Source organism: uncultured Flavobacterium sp., from assembly GCF_951805225.1.
In the GTDB taxonomy this organism is placed as follows: domain Bacteria; phylum Bacteroidota; class Bacteroidia; order Flavobacteriales; family Flavobacteriaceae; genus Flavobacterium.
This window is the reverse complement of the sequence record NZ_OX638201.1, coordinates 3,085,246-3,102,722: the sequence shown is the minus strand read 5'-3', so window position 1 is coordinate 3,102,722 and position 17,477 is coordinate 3,085,246. Positions and strand designations below refer to the sequence as shown.

Here is a 17,477-nt window from a genome sequence, read left to right as displayed (position 1 = left end):
AATTGTAGTGAAGGAATTTTTATTAATAAATGATAAAATCATCTTCAATAATCATATAATCAATTCCCGAGAAATTGTCCAGTAAAAACTCTTCTTCTTCCGTAAGAGCCGTTGCGGGCTTTAGATTTCTGGAATTGTAATATTCTACAATATCCTTTTTAAAGGCTTCTCTTCCAATTTTTAAATCCTGATATACCGAAATATCTTCAGTAATGTTAAACTGATCATTGTCTTCAAGAAGGTCGAATACTTTTTCTATACTTCCATATTCTTGCAAAGACAGGTCAAAAATGTTTTGGTTTTCCTGTGGTTTAATAGTTTCCATCGATTCTAATGTTTTGTAAATCGTTGACATCTAATGTTTTTACATAAAAGTTGTCATACGATAATTGTTTATCTATTTCGTTTTCAAGTCTTAGCCTGGAAGTTGCATCCGGACTGTTAATGTATTTTTTAATTCCTACTCCAAGTATCGGAAACTCTTTATAACTTCCTTTTTGACTTAGCAGTAAATGTTCGATGTTTTGCTGATCAGACTCTTTAATAGCAAAATCGCCATAGCCAGAAGCGTCCTCTATAATTAACAAGTCTTCATCTACGATAAAATCTTTCATATGTCGTTATTATTTGTTGTTTTATTAATTAATTTCTCCTTTGAATTTGCGCGCCATATCCAAAAGATGTTGCTTTATTTGATACTGTAAAAATACGCCATGCTTACTCTTTAACCAAGATTTTGAAGCTTACAAATCAGTAGTTTCAGTAAGTTGATTTTCGATTTTAATTTACTGATAATGAGTGTTTTGGTTTGTATTTGTTCTTGTTTTTTGAAGTTGAAAAACAAGGTTTTCAGATTACCGGAATAATTAGTTCGATAATAACTTTGAAGATTATTTTTGCAATATTATTTTTAAGAGTATTCAATCTGATTTTTGATATTCCGGCAGTTTGAAGCGTTTGTAAAGTCACCAAGTCAAGCTGACTTTTTATGAGCCATTCTAATTCTTCTTCGGTAATGTCACCAGAAGCCGAAAGCTGAAACCAACGTTCGAGTTTTTCTCTTGATGTTTCCAAAAAAGCATTTAAATCCTTTTCTAATTCAGGTTTAAGATCTTTATAACTATTTGTTATAATCGTCTTTAATTTGCTTTTTATTTCACCTATAATTTTATCGTTATCCATTGGTTTTTATGTGTTTATATTGATTAGATTTAAAAGTTCCTCTTTCGATTCCTTGTCTTTTTTAATTTCATATTGAATAAGTAAATCCAAAGCATCTAAAACCTGTTTTTTGGATTCCTCCAGAAAAGCCTGAGAAAGAATTCCTTTTGTTTCCCATCGTTTTAAAAAACCAGCCAAAAGATTTTTTTCTTTATCATTTAAAACCTTCCACATTGCAAAAGTGATTTCGTTATTAGGCTTGTTTTTTTCATATTCGGCTAATTTATCAAGATCAAGTAATAAATTCTGAACTTCTTCTTTATGAAGATTATAAGGCTGGTTTGCAACATTCATTAATTTTATTGTTTCTACTTTTAATTCCGTAGTTTTTTGATAAGAATATTGATCGTAAAGCGCCGTTTTTGTCGAAATGCAAGAAGTAATTGTAAACAAAAGAACAATTAGAAACGATGCAAGTTTTAATTTTGAAAGCTTCATTTGTTTATTTGTATAAGATTACATAGTTTTTTCTGTCGCGTTTTAGCTTACTTAGAACCTTCCAATCGCTATAACCTTTTTTATCAAAATGCGGAAGATCTTTAAATGTTTTCCAGTCTCCGCCCCAGTTCCAGTTGTATTTGGCGAAAATTTTGACACATTCCTGCCAATCAGATATTTTGTCGTTATCCCAATCTTTAGCAGTATCCCAGGAAGCAGTTTTGCCGTCTATAATCAGGCAAATATCTACAGCAAAACCATAATTATGAACAGATTGTCCGCCCTTAGCATTCGTTACTTTTTTTCCGGGTTTAGTTCGTCCAAAAGCATAAAGATCCTCTTGTTCCTGAAAAGATCTGAGTCCTTGCGTAATTCTCACTTTAGCTTTTCCGGTTAAAGCAAGATCACATTCCTCAATAATTTTGGTAACTTCTTCCCTGACCGAAGGATGAAGCAAATCAATGTGTTTTTTTGTTGTTTGATCCATATTTGTATTTATTAATGATTTCATTTTTGAGAATAAAAAGCCTTTCCGGATTATTCGAAAACAATCAGGATTTTTAATTATTCGGTAAGATTATTTGTGTTTTGAAGCTTATTTTCGGTTAAAAGAATTCCTTAAATAAATGCTGAAAATGCTTCTTTTTTAGAACAATAATTTTGATAGAATAAGTGCTTTTAATTACAGTGTAAAAATACGCCGAAATAGCGTGTTGAAAAAATAATATGAAGTTGTAAATCAGTAGTTTCAGTAGAGATTTTTGTGTTTTTTATTGCCTTGTTTTATGCTTTGAAAGTGAGATAATTAGATAAAAAAAAATCCCTGTTTTTCTACAAAACAGGGATTTAAGAAAGTGATGATAAATTTGCAGTTAATAAGAACATTAAACTAAATATTTATTGTAGAAATTTATCAAAATATAAAAACATTTTACACAAGAATATTAAATTGATAATAAGTAAAATAAGAGAAAAAATCAGGTAAATTTTATTTTTGAAAATCCGAAGAAATACAAAAGACAAACATCCAAAAATAATACTAATAATCGCATAAAGCATTTTTAAAAATCCTACAACATCACTGTCAATAACTATTAAATCTCCTTCATTGACAGTATATGGACTAATAAAATAGCTTAAAAGAAAAAGAAGAACTCCGATAAAAAAGAATATTCGTATTATGATTTTCATAGTATTAATTAAAAAATGCAAGTATAAAAAATCATCGTTTCTCAAAGTAGAAAAATGGTTATTTCATGAATGACAAACAATTAATCTAATAAGATGTTTTCTCTAAGATAAATTGGCGTCTGAATTAAAACTTCATTCAAACTTTGTGCAGCAATTTTAAAGTTTAATACCTCTTTGGGATTTATTGTTTCCCAAACCTTCCAGTGCCATACATCATCTTTTATATATCCTATAAAAACCCATAAATTAAAAAACCTGCTATTAAAAGGAATCATAACAGTATGAAATTTTTCATCTAATAATTCAATTTCCGGATTTTCCATTTCCTCAATTGTTTTAGTATTAAAGTATTTATTCCATTTTTGAATTATCTCATCATCAGTAAAAGACCAGAAGTAATTGTCTTTAAACATCTGGGTTTGGTTCTCAATTGCGACATGAAAAACTTCAAAATCTACGCATAAAAAACTAAGATTTTCATCTTCATTATATTCAAAATCATAATCGTTTATAATAAATGATATTGTTGAAAACCATCTACCGGAAACATTATTATCTATCGAAATGAAAATTTCTTTTTTAGTGCCTATTTCTTTTGTATTCATATTTTGGTTTTAATGAAATCTTTATAAAATATAGAAACAATTAGTTTTGATAAATTCGTCATAGTTATTTTTTAGAAGCAATATCCGAAATTTGAAGATTAATAAGAACCATCAACTTCAATATATCCAGCTTTTTTACTGATGTAAAGCAACTCTAGTGTTTTGGCATCAAAATAAGCAAAGTAATACATTCCTTCAAAAAAGGAAATAATTTTGCCATCTTCATCATACTCTAAATTAGTACTTTTTGTTTTAAAAGAAATTACATAAACTTCCTTTGTTTTTCCATCTCTTAATTCTTTTAATTCTTTGTCCCAACAATTGAAGCCTATTCGATCGTCGTATGAAATGACGTTGGTCTTATTAATCCAATTTTTTAGATTTTCAATTGCTTGTTCTTTTGTAATTGGAAGGTTTTTAGAAATAAAATCTTTGAATGCTTCCATAAAATTAATAAATTCATTAAAAGTCCAGTTAAAATCTTCTTCTTCCTGAGCGGTTCTCCAATCAAAAAAACAGACACACTCTTTGTCAATAGAAATAGTTAATTCAGTTCCTGGAACAACATAGTCATAAATATCATTTCCGGTTAAACTCTTAGATTTGTCAATAATCATTTGAACTTCTTTTACTGTCCAGCCTTGCCATGCAATTTGAAACAACGATTTATGCTTTTTATCCAGAGAATCGTAATCTACTCCATATGCATAAATAATTTCGTCTTCAGGAAGAGCGCCATAACTAAAATCTATTTTACTAAATTTAATTTTTTCCATCTGATAAATATTCAATCTTAATTTTTTTATCAATACATTCTTTGTTTTGAGAATTAGAATATGCAAAAATCAATAAAAAAAGAAAAATGATTTTTTTCATAGTGATCTGTTTTTTAGAATAATTTGTAGATCAAATTATTTAAACTCATTGTAAAAATCATCTATTAAAACTTCTTTACTATTGTTAAAGAAAGCTTCGGCACTATTATTTTTTTCTGTGAAAATTATATTGTCTAATGTATTAAAAAGATAAATATGATTTTCTCTTTGTCTTGCATAATAGACCTGTTCATCCCAAATTTCATAACATCTTTTATCGTAATTTTTTCTCTCCAACTTTCGGATATAATTTGCATAATTATTGGCTATTTCAAAAGCTTTTTTAGCAGAAATAGAATCCTTAAAAATATATTCGGTTAAGGCGATATTATTTTGGGTTTTATTTTCACTTAGGTAATAAGTTTTGCTTTTTATTAGATCTTTATAAAAGGATGATTTACAAGTATGAAGATTTGCAAGAAAAAAATCGCTATCCTGGGATCTTATTAGTTTTATTTTTTGGCTAATTTCTAATGTTTTAAAAATTTGATTAAAATTAAAATCGTCCGAAAAAGTTATATTAATACTAGAAGTATTGATGAAAAACACAATAACTAGAAGAAAAGTTGAGGTCAGATTTTTTTTCATTATCTAAGATTGATAGATTGCTTCTAAGAACATTACATATCGCATTGGTTGTATTTCTCCATAAGAAAACAGAAGTATCAGATCTTCTTTAATACAAAAATATAGGTCGAGATTATCAACTGATTTATATTTTGGAATAAAAGAATCTACTTTCCTAAGTTTTAGATCTGATACAATTTGTTTTAGATCCGATTCATTAATATAGTTGAGTATATCTTCTAAAGAATTATCAATAAAATCAGTAATCTTGATATTGACTTTTTTATTTGGACATTCAATCTTAAATGTTTGATGGATTATATCACTTTCAAATCCATCAAATAGTTTTTCTCTTTTGGTATTGCTCATTAGTGAAAAGGATAGATATATATTATTACTCTGCTTTCTTTACTTTAAATTCAATTTTAGAAGGACAATCTCTAAATCCTAAATAATAATATTTGTCTGTAACTCTTTTTATATAAATAGTTTTATAGGAATCATTATAGCTTGTACATTCATGTTTACCCATTAAATCATATGGTATGTCTATGAATGTTTTTACTTTGGAATTTACATCATAAATGAAAAATTTGTAATCATCATCTTCATCTGAATATAAAATTAACTCATTTTTTAAATCAAAATCCATTCCGATAGCTGTAAAAACTTCCTCTCCTGTTTCTTTATCATACAACCAAAAATAAAAATTATGAGTACCGAAGCTTGCATGCAAAACAAAATATTTTTTAAAATCGTTACCTTTATAAATTGGAATATTAGGTGACTCAAATGAATTTGTTAATAAGTAAGTGTTATCTTTTTTTTCTTTAATTAATCTAAAATTGATTACCTTTTTTCCTTTATCTAAAGCAGGAAAAGTTATTAACGTGTAATTGTTTTTTAAATGGAATGTATCTGCTACAATAATACCTCCTGTATGTTCGTCAATAAAGACACTATCAATGGAGACTTGCTTTACATTTTTTTTCTTATTGTTAATTTTATTTGGTTCAGTTTTACAACTGATAAAGCAAATCAATAAAAGGATTAAAAGTTTATTTTTCATTTTACAATGTATGAAGCAACGTTATAGTTTACCATATTTTTTTCTGACACGGGCTCTTTCCACAGATTGTGGTGATGTTGGACATAATAAGTCTTCTTTTAAGGAATAGTAATCAATTCCTGTCGCTTCTTTTTCGATTGAAAACTTTCTGTCAACTAACAACATTACTGACATTGTTTCAAATATTGTTAATTTGTCTTCTTTGCATTCTTCGTCAGTAAGAAAAAAATGCATGTTTTCTTCATTTGGTTTAATCGAGGTCATGAAATCATTAATAAAATATACATTCATGAATCCATCTATATTTTGTATTTTATAGATACCATCAGTGTCTTTACACAATTTATCACTGCGAGGTACAATGTATATTATATATTTATCAAGTAAGGAATAAAACCTGGCTACAATATAAATTTGCTTATTAGAAGAACTGTATTTTTTTAGATAATTTTTAGTTACATTTTCTAATGAATCTGCAACAGGAAATTGAGCGTTCACATTTATACTATAAAACAGGATATAAATAATGCTAATTGTAACTACTATTTTTCTCATTTTTTACTGGTAGAATTTTTAGAAAACATATCAGAAATTAAATGTTTGATATTCGCAAAAAAAGATTTCAGTATGATTTCCTAATTGAAAGATACAATATTACTTTTTCTTTACAGAAGAATTTTCTGTGCGAATTTTGCATAATAATTCCTGCATTGAAAAATCATAATTAATACCAATTACTTTCTTTTCTATTGAAAAATTATTATCTATTAATAGCATAATAGATTCTGACAATGTCGACTCATCTTTCAAATTTTCGCATTCAGCATCATTAAGAAATAGGAGCTTATTTGTCTCTCTTTTTTCTATAAATTCATTTACAAAATAAATATTTCTGTTTTCGGGTAATGTAAATGCTTTGTATATATGAGATCTTGAAACGTCTTTTTCGCAAGGTTTGTTTCTGTAATTCTGGATATAAATGATGTATTTTGTTGGAATAGCGTAGAACCTTACATACAAAACATCATGTTTTAGTTGAATATCTTCACTTGTTTTCAAGTAATTAATAACCGCTTCTTCTAACGAATCTGAAGTAGATTGAGCATTGATTTTCACACTGGAACATATTAAAAATACAAAGGCTATAAGTATTGTTTTTCTCATTTTTCGAAATTCAATTTTATCGTAATATAGCGGTTTTTTGCAATAATTAGAAGATTTTATAAATGAATCCTTCGGAAAACTATCGTTTGCTCAAACTATTTTACATCCAAAATAGCAATAATTTCCTGAATGTTTTTTGGTTTAGAATTTACAACTTTAATTTTTAATTCTGACTGATATTTGGTGTAATAGTAAGCTGTTGCGTTAGAATATAGAACTCTGTTTCCAACAATAGAATCAAAAAAAGTTTTTTTGTTTTGATATACATATTCATTATCTAAAGCTCTCTCATTTACGGATCTGTTTACAGCATACACAATATATTTTGGATCTTCTTTGACAAGATTTTTATTGAAACTGTTTTCTCCGGAAATGTTTTTCAACGTGCCATTTTTGTCATATTTATAAGTAAAATTATAATTGAAAAACTGGTCATCAGTTTGGTAGTTTTTATTTTTAATTTTAGCTTTAAGAATCTTAAATCGAGGATCTTCTTTTTGATTTCTCCAGTTTTTATTTAATGGTTCCAGAGACTGTTCATAATCTCCATAACCATCTTTTAAGAAAAAAGTTAAATCTAAAATTGATTTTTCAACAAGTATTTTTTGTTTTAAAAATCCATAATATTCTTTGTTTACCTGATACGTATCGTTATTGACAAGAATGTTATTTTGATTACTAAAAGTAACTTTTATAGCATCTCCCGTTGAACAATAAAACGTTATGGATTGATTGCTTTTCTTTTTTGACCAAAAGGAAAATTTTTCAGGATTTTCATCTGAATCCTGATTTAATTTGAAGACTGTAACAGTATCCTGTTTTTCCAGAAAAACACCAATGAAATTTTCAGTTCTTTCTCCATCGCCTTTGGTAAAAATACTATCAGTTGCAGCATCATTGTAGGTATAATTTCCTTTATCAATATATACTTCTTTTACAAAAGCAAGTGTATAAGTAGCATCATTTTTTTTAGTTTTCAAGCTGCAAAAGAATAATAGCAAACAAGAAACGGAAAGGATGCTAATTGTTTTTCTCATTTTTTGAGAGATATTGATTATTAGATTATTTTTGAAAGTTTATCTATTTTCATTGAGGACCTTGATTCTAATATTTTCTTTTTTATAATTTTTCCGCCGGAATTGATTTTAAAACAAAGGTTAATGTAAGTACTTCCAACAGTTGTATACGAAAAATTATATAATTCAATTACAAGAATAGTGTATTCTGTTTTCTTTATGGAATATATTTTCGTTGGAATCAGATTCTTAAAATCAGCTATATTAATATCATTAACAAGATGTTTATTGATCTCTAGTAATGGATTTTGAGAATTATTAATTTTAGCAATCAGTTCGTCACTAATTGTTACATTCGAACATTCATTAGTAATTGTATTTTCAGTTTTTATAATAATATCAATATCATTTTGATACAAATTCTCATGAATTTTAAATACACTTGTAGAATCATTTATAGGTATACGGCATGATTCTATATTTTTTTGAATAAATTGAGATTTTTGACTTTTATTCTGAGCACTTGCAATACTAAATATAAGAAGAAATAGAATTTTTTGGATTTTCATATTTTTTAATGATTTTCTATCGAATTTTAACTGATATAAATATTGCAAGTAAATACATTATAGGAATACATGCTATTGCAATTTTTGTATAAATTATTTCTCTTCTCATTGACATGTAAATTATTGTTGCTAAAGAAAATATTATACTCAAAGACAAGAAAGAAAGGATTAATAAAAACTTTAAATGTTTTTCTAAGGTATATTCAGGAATAGAACATATGATTAAATAAATTGCAAAAAATAATATTTCAAAAAAAACTAGTCTATTTATTCTTGATCTCATCCTCTTACTTTTAGATTGTAATATAGATAATTGTAGCCATTTTTAATAGAAAAAAACAGATATTGATTTTTATCCTTTATTTTTAATTTCTCCGATTTTTATTTAAAAGTAATCGCTTTTTTTGGAAAATATATCAGAAATCAGGCATTAATATTTGCGAAAAGATTTAAGTATTATTACCAAACCGAAACATAAAATATTACTTTGTCTTCGTTAATATTCAATTTTATACTGTTTTTGGTAATTTCTAACGAAGCTATTGGACTGTCTTTTACTTCATAAAGTAATACGCCATCTTTTTCAGTTTTGATATATTCCTTTCCTTCCAGAGCTTTGTCGATGATATGAATCGGAACCTCTTGATTAAACTCCAGGAAAAGATTTTGCATATAAAATTCACCTCGCCAATATTTCTCGATAATTTCATCTTCTGTATATTCTTCGCTATGAAATTGAGAAATCATGCCAGTAACTTCTTTTCTCAAGAAATTATTAAAGAGATATTTATTTTCACTTATAGCTCTTCCCTTTTTATTGGTATGGGATAATAAATTTTGTCTTTCATAATCTAAAGAAATAGCGGAATCAAATATACTCCTAGGATATTTATCTTTATAGATATAAATCATTAGATAAATAAGTTCTTCAAAAGAACATTTTTGAGCATAAGATTTAAATCGTCTATCGTCCCATTCAAATTTACTGTAATATAGTTCTTTGTTATTCAGGTAGTTCTCTTCTGTATGTTCCAGATTGAAATATAAGAAATCTAGCTTTGGTAAATTGGTCATAGTTGATTTTTTAGAAAATATCAGAAATTAGATTTTTGGTTAATAAGAACCATCAACGTCTAAATATCGTGCTTTTGTCATTACATAAAGAAGTTCTAATGTTTCGGCATCAAAATAGGCGTAGCAATACATTCCTTCAAACAAAGAAATAATTTCTCCGTTTTCATTGTATTCGATATCACTTTCTGTTTTAAAAGATACAACATAAACTTCTTTTTCTGTTTTTCCATCTCTTAACTCTTTAATTTCTTTTTCTCTGCATCGCAAACCAATATCTTTATCATATGAAATGACATTTGTTTTTTCTAACCAAACTTTTAGATTTTCAACTACTTGTTCTTTTGGATTCATTAGTCTGTTGGACGGTTTTTGGAAATAAAATCTTTGAATGCCTCCATAAAATCAATAAATTCTTCAAAAGTCCAACTAAAATCTTCTTCCTCCTGAGATGTTCTCCAATCAAAAAAAGAGGCATAATCTTTATCAACTGAAATTCTTAACTCTGTTCCAGGAACGACATAATCATATATTTCTTTCCCTGTTAAGTTTTTAGATTCATCAATTATTAGTTGAGCTTCTTCAACTGTCCAATCTCTACTACATATTTGTGCTAATGCAATTATATCATTATTTAATAATTCAATTTTAACACCAATCATTCTTTCAATATTAAATGCTTTATTGGTAAACTCAATTGTTTTCATATATTAAAATGGATATTTCTCTTTATGAATATAGATCATTAAGTAAATCAATTCTTCAAAAGAGCAAGTTTCAGTATAATCTTCAAAATGTCTTTCATCCCAGTCTACTTTGGCATAATAAAGTTCTCTTGCATTAAAGAAATTTTCTTCTGTATGTTCTGGGTTAAAATATAAAAAATCTAGTTTTGGTAAATTAAGCATAATTGATTTTTTAGAAAACATCAGAAATTAGATTTTTAATCAATAAGAACCATCAACTTCTATATATCCTGCTTTTTTCATTATATAAAGCAACTCTAATGTTTCGGCATCAAAATAAGCAAAATAATACATTCCTTCGAATAGTGAAATAATTTCACCATTTTTTAAGTTCTCAATTATTTCTTATTTTGTGTACATTAGTCTTCTGGGTGGTTAGAGGTAAAATCTTATAAAGAAATATAGTTTTGATTTGATACAAGCATTTTCCCACTGTTATATCTTAAAGAATAAATGATTTTGCTAATCTTTTGTTTTTTATAAAAGTACTTTATTGTCAATACACCATGATTAAAGCCGATTGCTTCTTCGATTAAATACCCATTATTATCTAAGACATACTCGAAATTATTTATAATAGAATTAAGGGGGATAAATATTGTTATTTTAGATGGATCAAATCTTATATTGAGATTTAGTTTTTTAGATTTAAAAATCGTTTGATTATTTCTCTTTATTTTTTGAAAGCTCTCAATATTAGCTATTAACTTTTGAATATCACTTACTTCACTGGAAAGCATGAAAGGATTATCAATTTTTATATTTTTTGTGATTAAAAAATCATTGTATAGTTCAATATTTGAATAGTAATTGGATGACCAGTCATCTTTCTCATTTTTATCAGATCCGAAGAAAGCATAATCAAATTTACCTTTTTTATATTCTAAATTAATTTCACGATCCAATTCTCCATTACTGAGATATTCCTCAATTTTAACTAGTTTTTTAGATTCATCAAAATAATAATCAGATATCTTTTCATTGTCTATAGTCAAACTAATTTTAGATTTTTTTTCAGCTATAGATTTTTTGTCTAAAGATATAGATTCATCTTTTTTTACTGTTTTATTACAGCTTATGATTGTTGCTAATGCTAAAAGGAAAAGAAATTTTTGAATTCGCATAAGTTATTTTTTAAAATTATCTAAAAATCCAGGCTCTGCTGGTCGATTTGGAATATTCCAAGGGTAAGCTTTTATTATATCTTTACCTTTTAAAACCTTCCAAAAAATAGTTCCATTGTATACGGCTGTAGATTTAAGATTAATTCTACCTTCTTTATAATATTCATTATTTTTAATATATCTCTCATCAAATTTACTAGCAGATTTCTTATCAAAATATGGTGTGAAACTAATTTGAGGAGCATCAAAATTCTTGCCAACATTTTTCGACCATATTTTATAATGTTCGTCTGAAATTGTCCAGCCTAATGTGTTTTTATGTAACTCATATGTTCCTGTTGAAAGGCGATAATCTGTAGAAGTAAACATTGTCTGGTCTTGTCCATCCCAAGCATCAGCACCATAACTATAATCAAATCCATTAGTTAAAACATTTATCTCTGCGGCTATTGCATATTGCATTTTTGTTCCGTTTCTTTTTTCTTTTGAAGTTGATCTGAATTTTTTAGCTAAGGCACTATTTTCTCCATATGCAATACTATTTCTCTCTAAAGCCGAAGCGATAGCAAATAATTCTTTCCTTAGATCATCTGTCATTTTTGATCTATAAGCGGAACTTTCGCCATATGCAGTCGATGCTTTTTTTATGAATTTGGTATGGTCGTCAGTAAGTGGTCTAATGTTGATAAATCCGCCTTTATCGTCTTTTTCACCTAAGAAAGCTGAATTATTCTTTTTGGAAGTTTGTTGATTACTGCCTAAATACTCGCCGTCAAGGCTATATATAGGATTTTTTTCTTTTGAACTTTTAATAGAAAAGTTTGAAGATTCATAATTTTCTGTAATGAAATTTTCCATCCCTACAGCATTTTTATCATCTTCAATTTGCTGACGCCAAATACTCAGCATAATTTGCCTAAACCTGGCCATTTCAGAAGCGCTGGTGTCTTTTAGTTCTATATCGTGGTTTTTAACAATCATTATTATGGAGTTTTAAGGAGAACAGAAAAAGGTTTTTTAGATTACCTCGATTTTTACAGGTTTTGGTTGAATATGATCTGAGAATGCCGTGGTAATATTGAGACGTAAATCGTCTTCTTGCTCAATTTTGCCATCGCCGCCCAAATAACAGTTTTTGAATAAGACTTCAAGAGCCTTGAATTCATCCATTTTTGAAGCTTGCAATACTGCAGATCGAATGCTCATATCCGGTTTTTTGAAATAGGCGAATAATGTAGTTTCGTCATCATCTGCAATAGTCAGTTTGACTACTTTTTTATGCTTGTATTTCCATTGGTTTAGTTGTGCTTGAGTAATATTTCCGTCAAGAACATCGGCAGTTTTTGAGATTGTGTTTTCCATTTTGAGAGATATTGTTTGTTTTTATGATTGGGTAATTGATGTCAGATTTAGTGGTGTCTTTTGCTTTTGCTGAAATGCAATAACAATGCATAATTCTGCCAGACACAAGTATAAATGTCATATCGGTTTTAGTAACTGATTGACGTTTTTCTATTCTTAATAGAAATTGAATTATTTATGAAAAGGGATAAAAAAAAGAGGCTGCCTGAGTTATTTCTATTGAAGTTGAATACCCTCAAAGCAGCCTCTTGAAGTAAATTCCCTGCTTAAAACGGACTAATAAAGAGCGTGTAGAATAGTTTGCTTGCAAAAATCATGTTGCTTTTGAACTTCTTTTTTGCGTAACGCGTTTGATATTGGTTTTCTCTTTTTAGTCGGTTTTAGAGACAGGGAAGGGGATTATGGTTTTAGGAATTTATCGGCTGATTAATTCCACTCAACGTGAGAACAGATCAAGTCAAAAGAAACTGCAATTTTAGTATCTCCCTGGCTAATTCCTCTGCTGTTTGAGTTAAACTCACAGTTTCTTACTGTATGTGTAATCACTTCGTTACTATCATCAAGGTAACTTACGATGATGCTAAATGGATTAATATCTTGTAATCTTTGTCCTTTTGGCAAAGCGGCTAAGATCGCTTCTACTTCATAGTTGTATAAAGTGATTGAAGCTTTTGCCTCATATTTTCCTCTACCTCTGTGAACCGGCATATCTCCGGCTCCGTAATGGTTTTCTTTAGATACTGAGTCACTATAGTTTACAGCCGTAATACCAGTAACGATGTTACCTGCAATACTTACTTCGATAGATGACCAGCTGTGTTGTTGTCCGTTAATTAATGGTAATTTATTCATATGTAGCTTTATTTGTTTTTTAATAATCCCGATAACGTTCAGGAGCTATGACCTTCTTCAGTGTTTTGCAACAACTGAAGAATGGCGATAACATTGGTGAATTTTTATTGTTTTGTGAATGGTAAATTATGCTTTGTCGATTCCAAAAGGATTTTTGAATCCAAGATCAACCATAATTTTACGAGCAGTTCCAACTGGAGTGATTTCTGCTTTTACTTTTAATTCAGAAGTTGCTAAAATGTTTTGTTTTGGATCTACATAAACATCAAAAGCCGAAACTTCCTGATTTGCAATCATTCCTTCTAAAGCAGATCTGCATAAACCTTCAAAGCTTTTTGAAACTGATTGTGGCAATTTTCCATCAATATCTACTAAAACCGGAGAAGCCAATTTTGGCAATAAAGCAGAACGTAATAAACGAGTTGCTTTGTTGATTGTACGGTTGTTTTCTACATAAGCAAAGTCAGATGTACCTGAAGTACAAGTAGCACTATCGTTAAAATAAACGCCTGGTAAACCAGTATGAGTTCTTGCAAAAATGTATCTTTTTTCGTTTAAGTCTCCTAAGAGTCCAAGAGTTTTAACTTCTTCTCCGCCTACAAAACCAGCTTTTGCGAAACCTTCACCAGTTAAGTTGAATTTTTCGATCCAAGCAATGTTTTCAGATACTTTTGCTTTAGAAATTGCTCCTAATGCTAATCCAACTGCTGCAGAGTTTGGAAAATCATCTGCTTTTTCAACATCCATAGTAACAACTACAGATACGTTTTCTGCATTTAATCCAGCTAAAGAAGTTGCGCTGTGAACATCAAACCCTTTTCCTTCAAGGATAACTTCAAAAGGCATATAATCTACATAAGCATCATTGGCTTGTGTTTGTGCTACCGCCACAGCATCTAGTGTATCTGCAAATGTTGTTGCTCCAGAATAAATGATTGCCAATTGACGAATGTTTCCGTTTGCTTTTTCCTGCATATCTTTTGCTTTCCCGGCAATAACTTTATATGAGGTTGCTGCTGTTTTCATGATGTACAAATCACCAGAAGGATTCATTCTGAAAAATTGTTGAATTTGGTAGTAAACAGATTGACCACCTACATCGCCTGATTCTTTAATGCCATATGCTTCAGCATCTTCTAATGAAGCTAAAAGAACTACTTTGTCAGCCTCAAGGTCTTCAGTGGTAACTCCGCTAAAAAGCAATCCTGAAACCATGTCTTGTTCTGGAGTTCTTCTTCCTAATCCGCCTGATAGTTTGTTAATTACTACATCGTTTAATTTACTCATAATATAAAATGTTTAATTGTTTAAAAATTTGTTTTTGGGTTTTTGCTCAAAAAAGGGCAAAAGAGGGGCTGTAACAAGTAGCGAAACTTGTTATAATCAATGATTTATTTTTTAAAATGCTATTTGTAATTCAGAATCCAAAAAAGCAGAATTTCTATTTTTGGATGATTTGTAAAAACTGATTTTTTAATTGAATTTTGCTCTTGGCCAAGAGATAAATTTGCTTTTGATATCGAGTACAAATTTAAGATTCAATGTTGCTTTTTCCAATTTTTTTGATGGTCAAAGTCAGTAGTTTCAGTGCATTAAGCTCGGGCTTCTGTAGCGAGACCTTCATTTATAATCGTATAAATGGTACGCTCCGTCAGGAACAAAGTATCCGAAAGTTCAGATACTACAACTTTCATTTGTTTAGCTTGATTTCTATTAAGATAGTTAATAACATAATCTCTCCTTTTGTCTAATAGTGTTCTGCTTCTTTTCATCTGTGGTATTTAATGATAGGATTAATTTAATTTTGCTTTGCGTTTTTTGGTGGCTTAGATTTTATGCGTTTTAATTCATGGATTTTACAGTTTTAGATGAATAAACTTTTATGATTAATTATTGGTGTTTAAATCAATATCTCCCTGAACCTGATTTGGATTTATCCCGATTATTCCAGAAGTTAAGTCATATCCCAGATCTTCTAATTCTTCATTGCTTAGTCCGTTGTTAAAAAGGATATATTTCTTTTTTAAGACATTTTCGATCAATGTTGTTTTATAAGTGATCTCCCAGATGAAATAATCATTTTTGTTCCAATAAGTATGTTCGTTTGTACATTGCTTTTCTCTAATTTTAAAAGTCGAATTAGTGTCAATAAGAGCATTACTATTGCTATTAGACAATACGGCTTTGTCGATTCGTTGTGCAATGTCAAATGCATTTGCATAACTTGTTGAAGAAATAGTGTCAACTGGCAATACGATATACAACGAGAATGATACATCGGCTTTGTAATTTTTTTCAGAAGATGTTTCCCAGTTTACAGTATCGTATTTAAACATTGCTAACGGTGTTTCGATAGAAGTTTTAAAAACAGCATCACTATAAAGTTGAACTGTTGGCGCATTAGAAGTGAACCCCGCTTCGATTGCGTTCTTTTTTTCGGTATAAAAGTCTTTTAGAATCATATGGTGGATTTATTTTTTACAAATATACAACATATGTTTTAATTTACACAACATATTACATTAAAAAATGCAGTTATTTCAGTAATATGATTTAATTATTTATCCTGAATGTTCAAGTAATACAATAAGAAATGGGTTACAAATAGCTTGTAAATCAGCTATTTTAAAGAAAAAAAGTAAAAGAGTGCAATTATTCAAGATATATTATTTAGCTTTGCAACATATAGTGGAATGTTTTGTTTTGACTAAAACATATTACATAAAACAATAAAGATAACTACAACATGGAAATACATACTAAGATAAAACGTATTATAGACGAGATGAAGTTAAACAATAACTCATTTGCGAAGTTAATAGGAGTAACCAGCACCACAATAGATAGTATCACTATTGGAAGATTGCAAACTGACGGAGATAGAAAAAGAACCAAACCTGGTTTTGATTTGCTCCAAAGTATAATTAGACATTGTAATGTAAATCCGGATTATTTTTTTGGAGACAGCGATGAAATTTTCACCAATAAAACAACTGCAGAAGTTGGTTTAAATCTGCCAAAGATTATTACGGTAAACGAAGACGGAGAAGAAAATATTAATTTTGTTGGAGTAAAAGCCCGCGCTGGTTATTTAGACGGATATTCAGATCCGGAATACATGGAAACACTTCCTTCATTTAGTATGCCAATGCTAAAAAACGGAACTTACAGATGTTTTGAAATTAAAGGAAATTCGATGTCAACAACAATCCATGACGGAGATTATCTTTTTGGGAAATATGTCGATAATTTTGATGATATCCTTGACGGAAGAATCTATGTTATTATCAGTAAGAATGATGGAGTAGTGGTAAAAAGGGTTTTAAACCGAATTAGAGAAAGCGGAAAATTAATCCTGAAATCAGACAACAGAGACGGAAATTACCCGATGTATTCTATTTATGCCGAGGATATTCTGGAAGTTTGGTACGCAAGTATGTACGCTTCTAAACAAATGCCGGATCCAATTAATATTTATGAAAAGATTCATGATCTCGAAAGTAAATTCTACGAAATGGAAGAGACTTTGAGAAAAAAGCTAAACTAGATAAAATAAAAAAACTGCAACGTTATGTTGCAGTTTTTTTATTTATTATACATTTTTAGT

Annotated in this window: 26 protein-coding genes; 1 reads left to right on the top strand and 25 read right to left on the bottom strand. The window is 28.8% G+C overall.

Features of this window, described 5'->3' with window-relative positions:
• Nucleotides 1-22: 22 nt before the first annotated feature.
• The 25 genes from WN975_RS12410 to WN975_RS12290 form a co-directional block, all read right to left on the bottom strand.
• Nucleotides 23-325, bottom strand: a complete 303-nt coding sequence (locus WN975_RS12410) for a hypothetical protein (RefSeq protein WP_099708940.1) — start codon at nt 323-325, stop codon at nt 23-25.
• Entirely contained in the window at nt 312-614 is a 303-nt protein-coding gene (locus tag WN975_RS12405; RefSeq protein WP_337966810.1) for a hypothetical protein, read from the bottom strand. Before WN975_RS12405 ends, WN975_RS12410 begins: the two co-directional genes overlap by 14 nt.
• A 235-nt stretch (nt 615-849) precedes the next feature.
• Nucleotides 850-1,182, bottom strand: a complete 333-nt coding sequence (locus WN975_RS12400; protein WP_337966809.1) for a hypothetical protein — start codon at nt 1,180-1,182, stop codon at nt 850-852.
• A 6-nt stretch (nt 1,183-1,188) separates the two neighbouring features.
• On the bottom strand, nt 1,189-1,659 hold the full coding sequence (locus WN975_RS12395; RefSeq protein ID WP_337966808.1) for a hypothetical protein: 471 nt from the start codon (nt 1,657-1,659) through the stop codon (nt 1,189-1,191).
• Between the two features lie 4 nt (nt 1,660-1,663).
• Nucleotides 1,664-2,146, bottom strand: a complete 483-nt coding sequence (locus WN975_RS12390; protein WP_337968987.1) for a M15 family metallopeptidase — start codon at nt 2,144-2,146, stop codon at nt 1,664-1,666.
• Nucleotides 2,147-2,930: 784 nt separating this feature from the next.
• Nucleotides 2,931-3,455, bottom strand: coding sequence for a hypothetical protein (locus WN975_RS12385; RefSeq protein WP_337966807.1), 525 nt, complete (start codon nt 3,453-3,455; stop codon nt 2,931-2,933).
• 98 nt (nt 3,456-3,553) lie between these two features.
• Nucleotides 3,554-4,231, bottom strand: a complete 678-nt coding sequence (locus WN975_RS12380; protein ID WP_337966806.1) for a hypothetical protein — start codon at nt 4,229-4,231, stop codon at nt 3,554-3,556.
• A 135-nt stretch (nt 4,232-4,366) separates the two neighbouring features.
• A complete protein-coding gene (locus WN975_RS12375) occupies nt 4,367-4,918 on the bottom strand; it encodes a hypothetical protein (protein WP_337966805.1) in 552 nt (183 codons plus the stop codon).
• A 3-nt stretch (nt 4,919-4,921) separates the two neighbouring features.
• A complete protein-coding gene (locus WN975_RS12370; RefSeq protein ID WP_337966804.1) occupies nt 4,922-5,266 on the bottom strand; it encodes a hypothetical protein in 345 nt (114 codons plus the stop codon).
• A gap of 25 nt (nt 5,267-5,291) precedes the next feature.
• Entirely contained in the window at nt 5,292-5,966 is a 675-nt protein-coding gene (locus WN975_RS12365; protein WP_337966803.1) for a hypothetical protein, read from the bottom strand.
• A gap of 21 nt (nt 5,967-5,987) precedes the next feature.
• A complete protein-coding gene (locus WN975_RS12360) occupies nt 5,988-6,521 on the bottom strand; it encodes a hypothetical protein (RefSeq protein WP_337966802.1) in 534 nt (177 codons plus the stop codon).
• A gap of 99 nt (nt 6,522-6,620) precedes the next feature.
• Complete coding sequence (locus WN975_RS12355) at nt 6,621-7,130, bottom strand: hypothetical protein (protein WP_337966801.1); 510 nt, start codon at nt 7,128-7,130, stop codon at nt 6,621-6,623.
• A gap of 95 nt (nt 7,131-7,225) precedes the next feature.
• Nucleotides 7,226-8,167 (bottom strand): hypothetical protein, encoded by a 942-nt coding sequence (locus tag WN975_RS12350; RefSeq protein ID WP_337966800.1) that lies wholly within the window; start codon nt 8,165-8,167, stop codon nt 7,226-7,228.
• A gap of 20 nt (nt 8,168-8,187) precedes the next feature.
• Nucleotides 8,188-8,715 carry a hypothetical protein gene (locus tag WN975_RS12345; RefSeq protein WP_337966799.1) on the bottom strand — a complete coding sequence of 176 codons (528 nt, stop codon included), beginning with the start codon at nt 8,713-8,715 and terminating at the stop codon, nt 8,188-8,190.
• A 459-nt stretch (nt 8,716-9,174) separates the two neighbouring features.
• Nucleotides 9,175-9,789, bottom strand: coding sequence for a hypothetical protein (locus tag WN975_RS12340; protein ID WP_337966798.1), 615 nt, complete (start codon nt 9,787-9,789; stop codon nt 9,175-9,177).
• A gap of 39 nt (nt 9,790-9,828) precedes the next feature.
• Entirely contained in the window at nt 9,829-10,140 is a 312-nt protein-coding gene (locus WN975_RS12335; RefSeq protein WP_337966797.1) for a hypothetical protein, read from the bottom strand.
• The gene (locus WN975_RS12330; RefSeq protein WP_337966796.1) at nt 10,140-10,493 is read right to left on the bottom strand and encodes a hypothetical protein; all 354 of its coding nucleotides are present in this window, start codon (nt 10,491-10,493) and stop codon (nt 10,140-10,142) included. Before WN975_RS12330 ends, WN975_RS12335 begins: the two co-directional genes overlap by 1 nt.
• A gap of 3 nt (nt 10,494-10,496) precedes the next feature.
• Nucleotides 10,497-10,694, bottom strand: coding sequence for a hypothetical protein (locus tag WN975_RS12325; RefSeq protein WP_337966795.1), 198 nt, complete (start codon nt 10,692-10,694; stop codon nt 10,497-10,499).
• A gap of 227 nt (nt 10,695-10,921) precedes the next feature.
• On the bottom strand, nt 10,922-11,656 hold the full coding sequence (locus WN975_RS12320; RefSeq protein ID WP_337966794.1) for a hypothetical protein: 735 nt from the start codon (nt 11,654-11,656) through the stop codon (nt 10,922-10,924).
• Between the two features lie 3 nt (nt 11,657-11,659).
• Nucleotides 11,660-12,637 carry a hypothetical protein gene (locus WN975_RS12315; protein WP_337966793.1) on the bottom strand — a complete coding sequence of 326 codons (978 nt, stop codon included), beginning with the start codon at nt 12,635-12,637 and terminating at the stop codon, nt 11,660-11,662.
• Nucleotides 12,638-12,673: 36 nt separating this feature from the next.
• Nucleotides 12,674-13,018, bottom strand: a complete 345-nt coding sequence (locus WN975_RS12310; protein WP_337966792.1) for a hypothetical protein — start codon at nt 13,016-13,018, stop codon at nt 12,674-12,676.
• 426 nt (nt 13,019-13,444) lie between these two features.
• Nucleotides 13,445-13,870 carry a hypothetical protein gene (locus WN975_RS12305; RefSeq protein ID WP_035684757.1) on the bottom strand — a complete coding sequence of 142 codons (426 nt, stop codon included), beginning with the start codon at nt 13,868-13,870 and terminating at the stop codon, nt 13,445-13,447.
• A gap of 126 nt (nt 13,871-13,996) precedes the next feature.
• Nucleotides 13,997-15,157, bottom strand: a complete 1,161-nt coding sequence (locus WN975_RS12300; protein ID WP_337966791.1) for a DUF2586 domain-containing protein — start codon at nt 15,155-15,157, stop codon at nt 13,997-13,999.
• Nucleotides 15,158-15,462: 305 nt separating this feature from the next.
• Nucleotides 15,463-15,642, bottom strand: a complete 180-nt coding sequence (locus WN975_RS12295; RefSeq protein WP_110889218.1) for a hypothetical protein — start codon at nt 15,640-15,642, stop codon at nt 15,463-15,465.
• Between the two features lie 114 nt (nt 15,643-15,756).
• Complete coding sequence (locus WN975_RS12290; protein ID WP_337966790.1) at nt 15,757-16,332, bottom strand: hypothetical protein; 576 nt, start codon at nt 16,330-16,332, stop codon at nt 15,757-15,759.
• Nucleotides 16,333-16,616: 284 nt separating this feature from the next.
• On the opposite strand from WN975_RS12290, the gene WN975_RS12285 reads away from it, so the two are divergent.
• Complete coding sequence (locus tag WN975_RS12285; protein ID WP_337966789.1) at nt 16,617-17,417, top strand: S24 family peptidase; 801 nt, start codon at nt 16,617-16,619, stop codon at nt 17,415-17,417.
• The last annotated feature ends 60 nt before the right edge of the window (nt 17,418-17,477 follow it).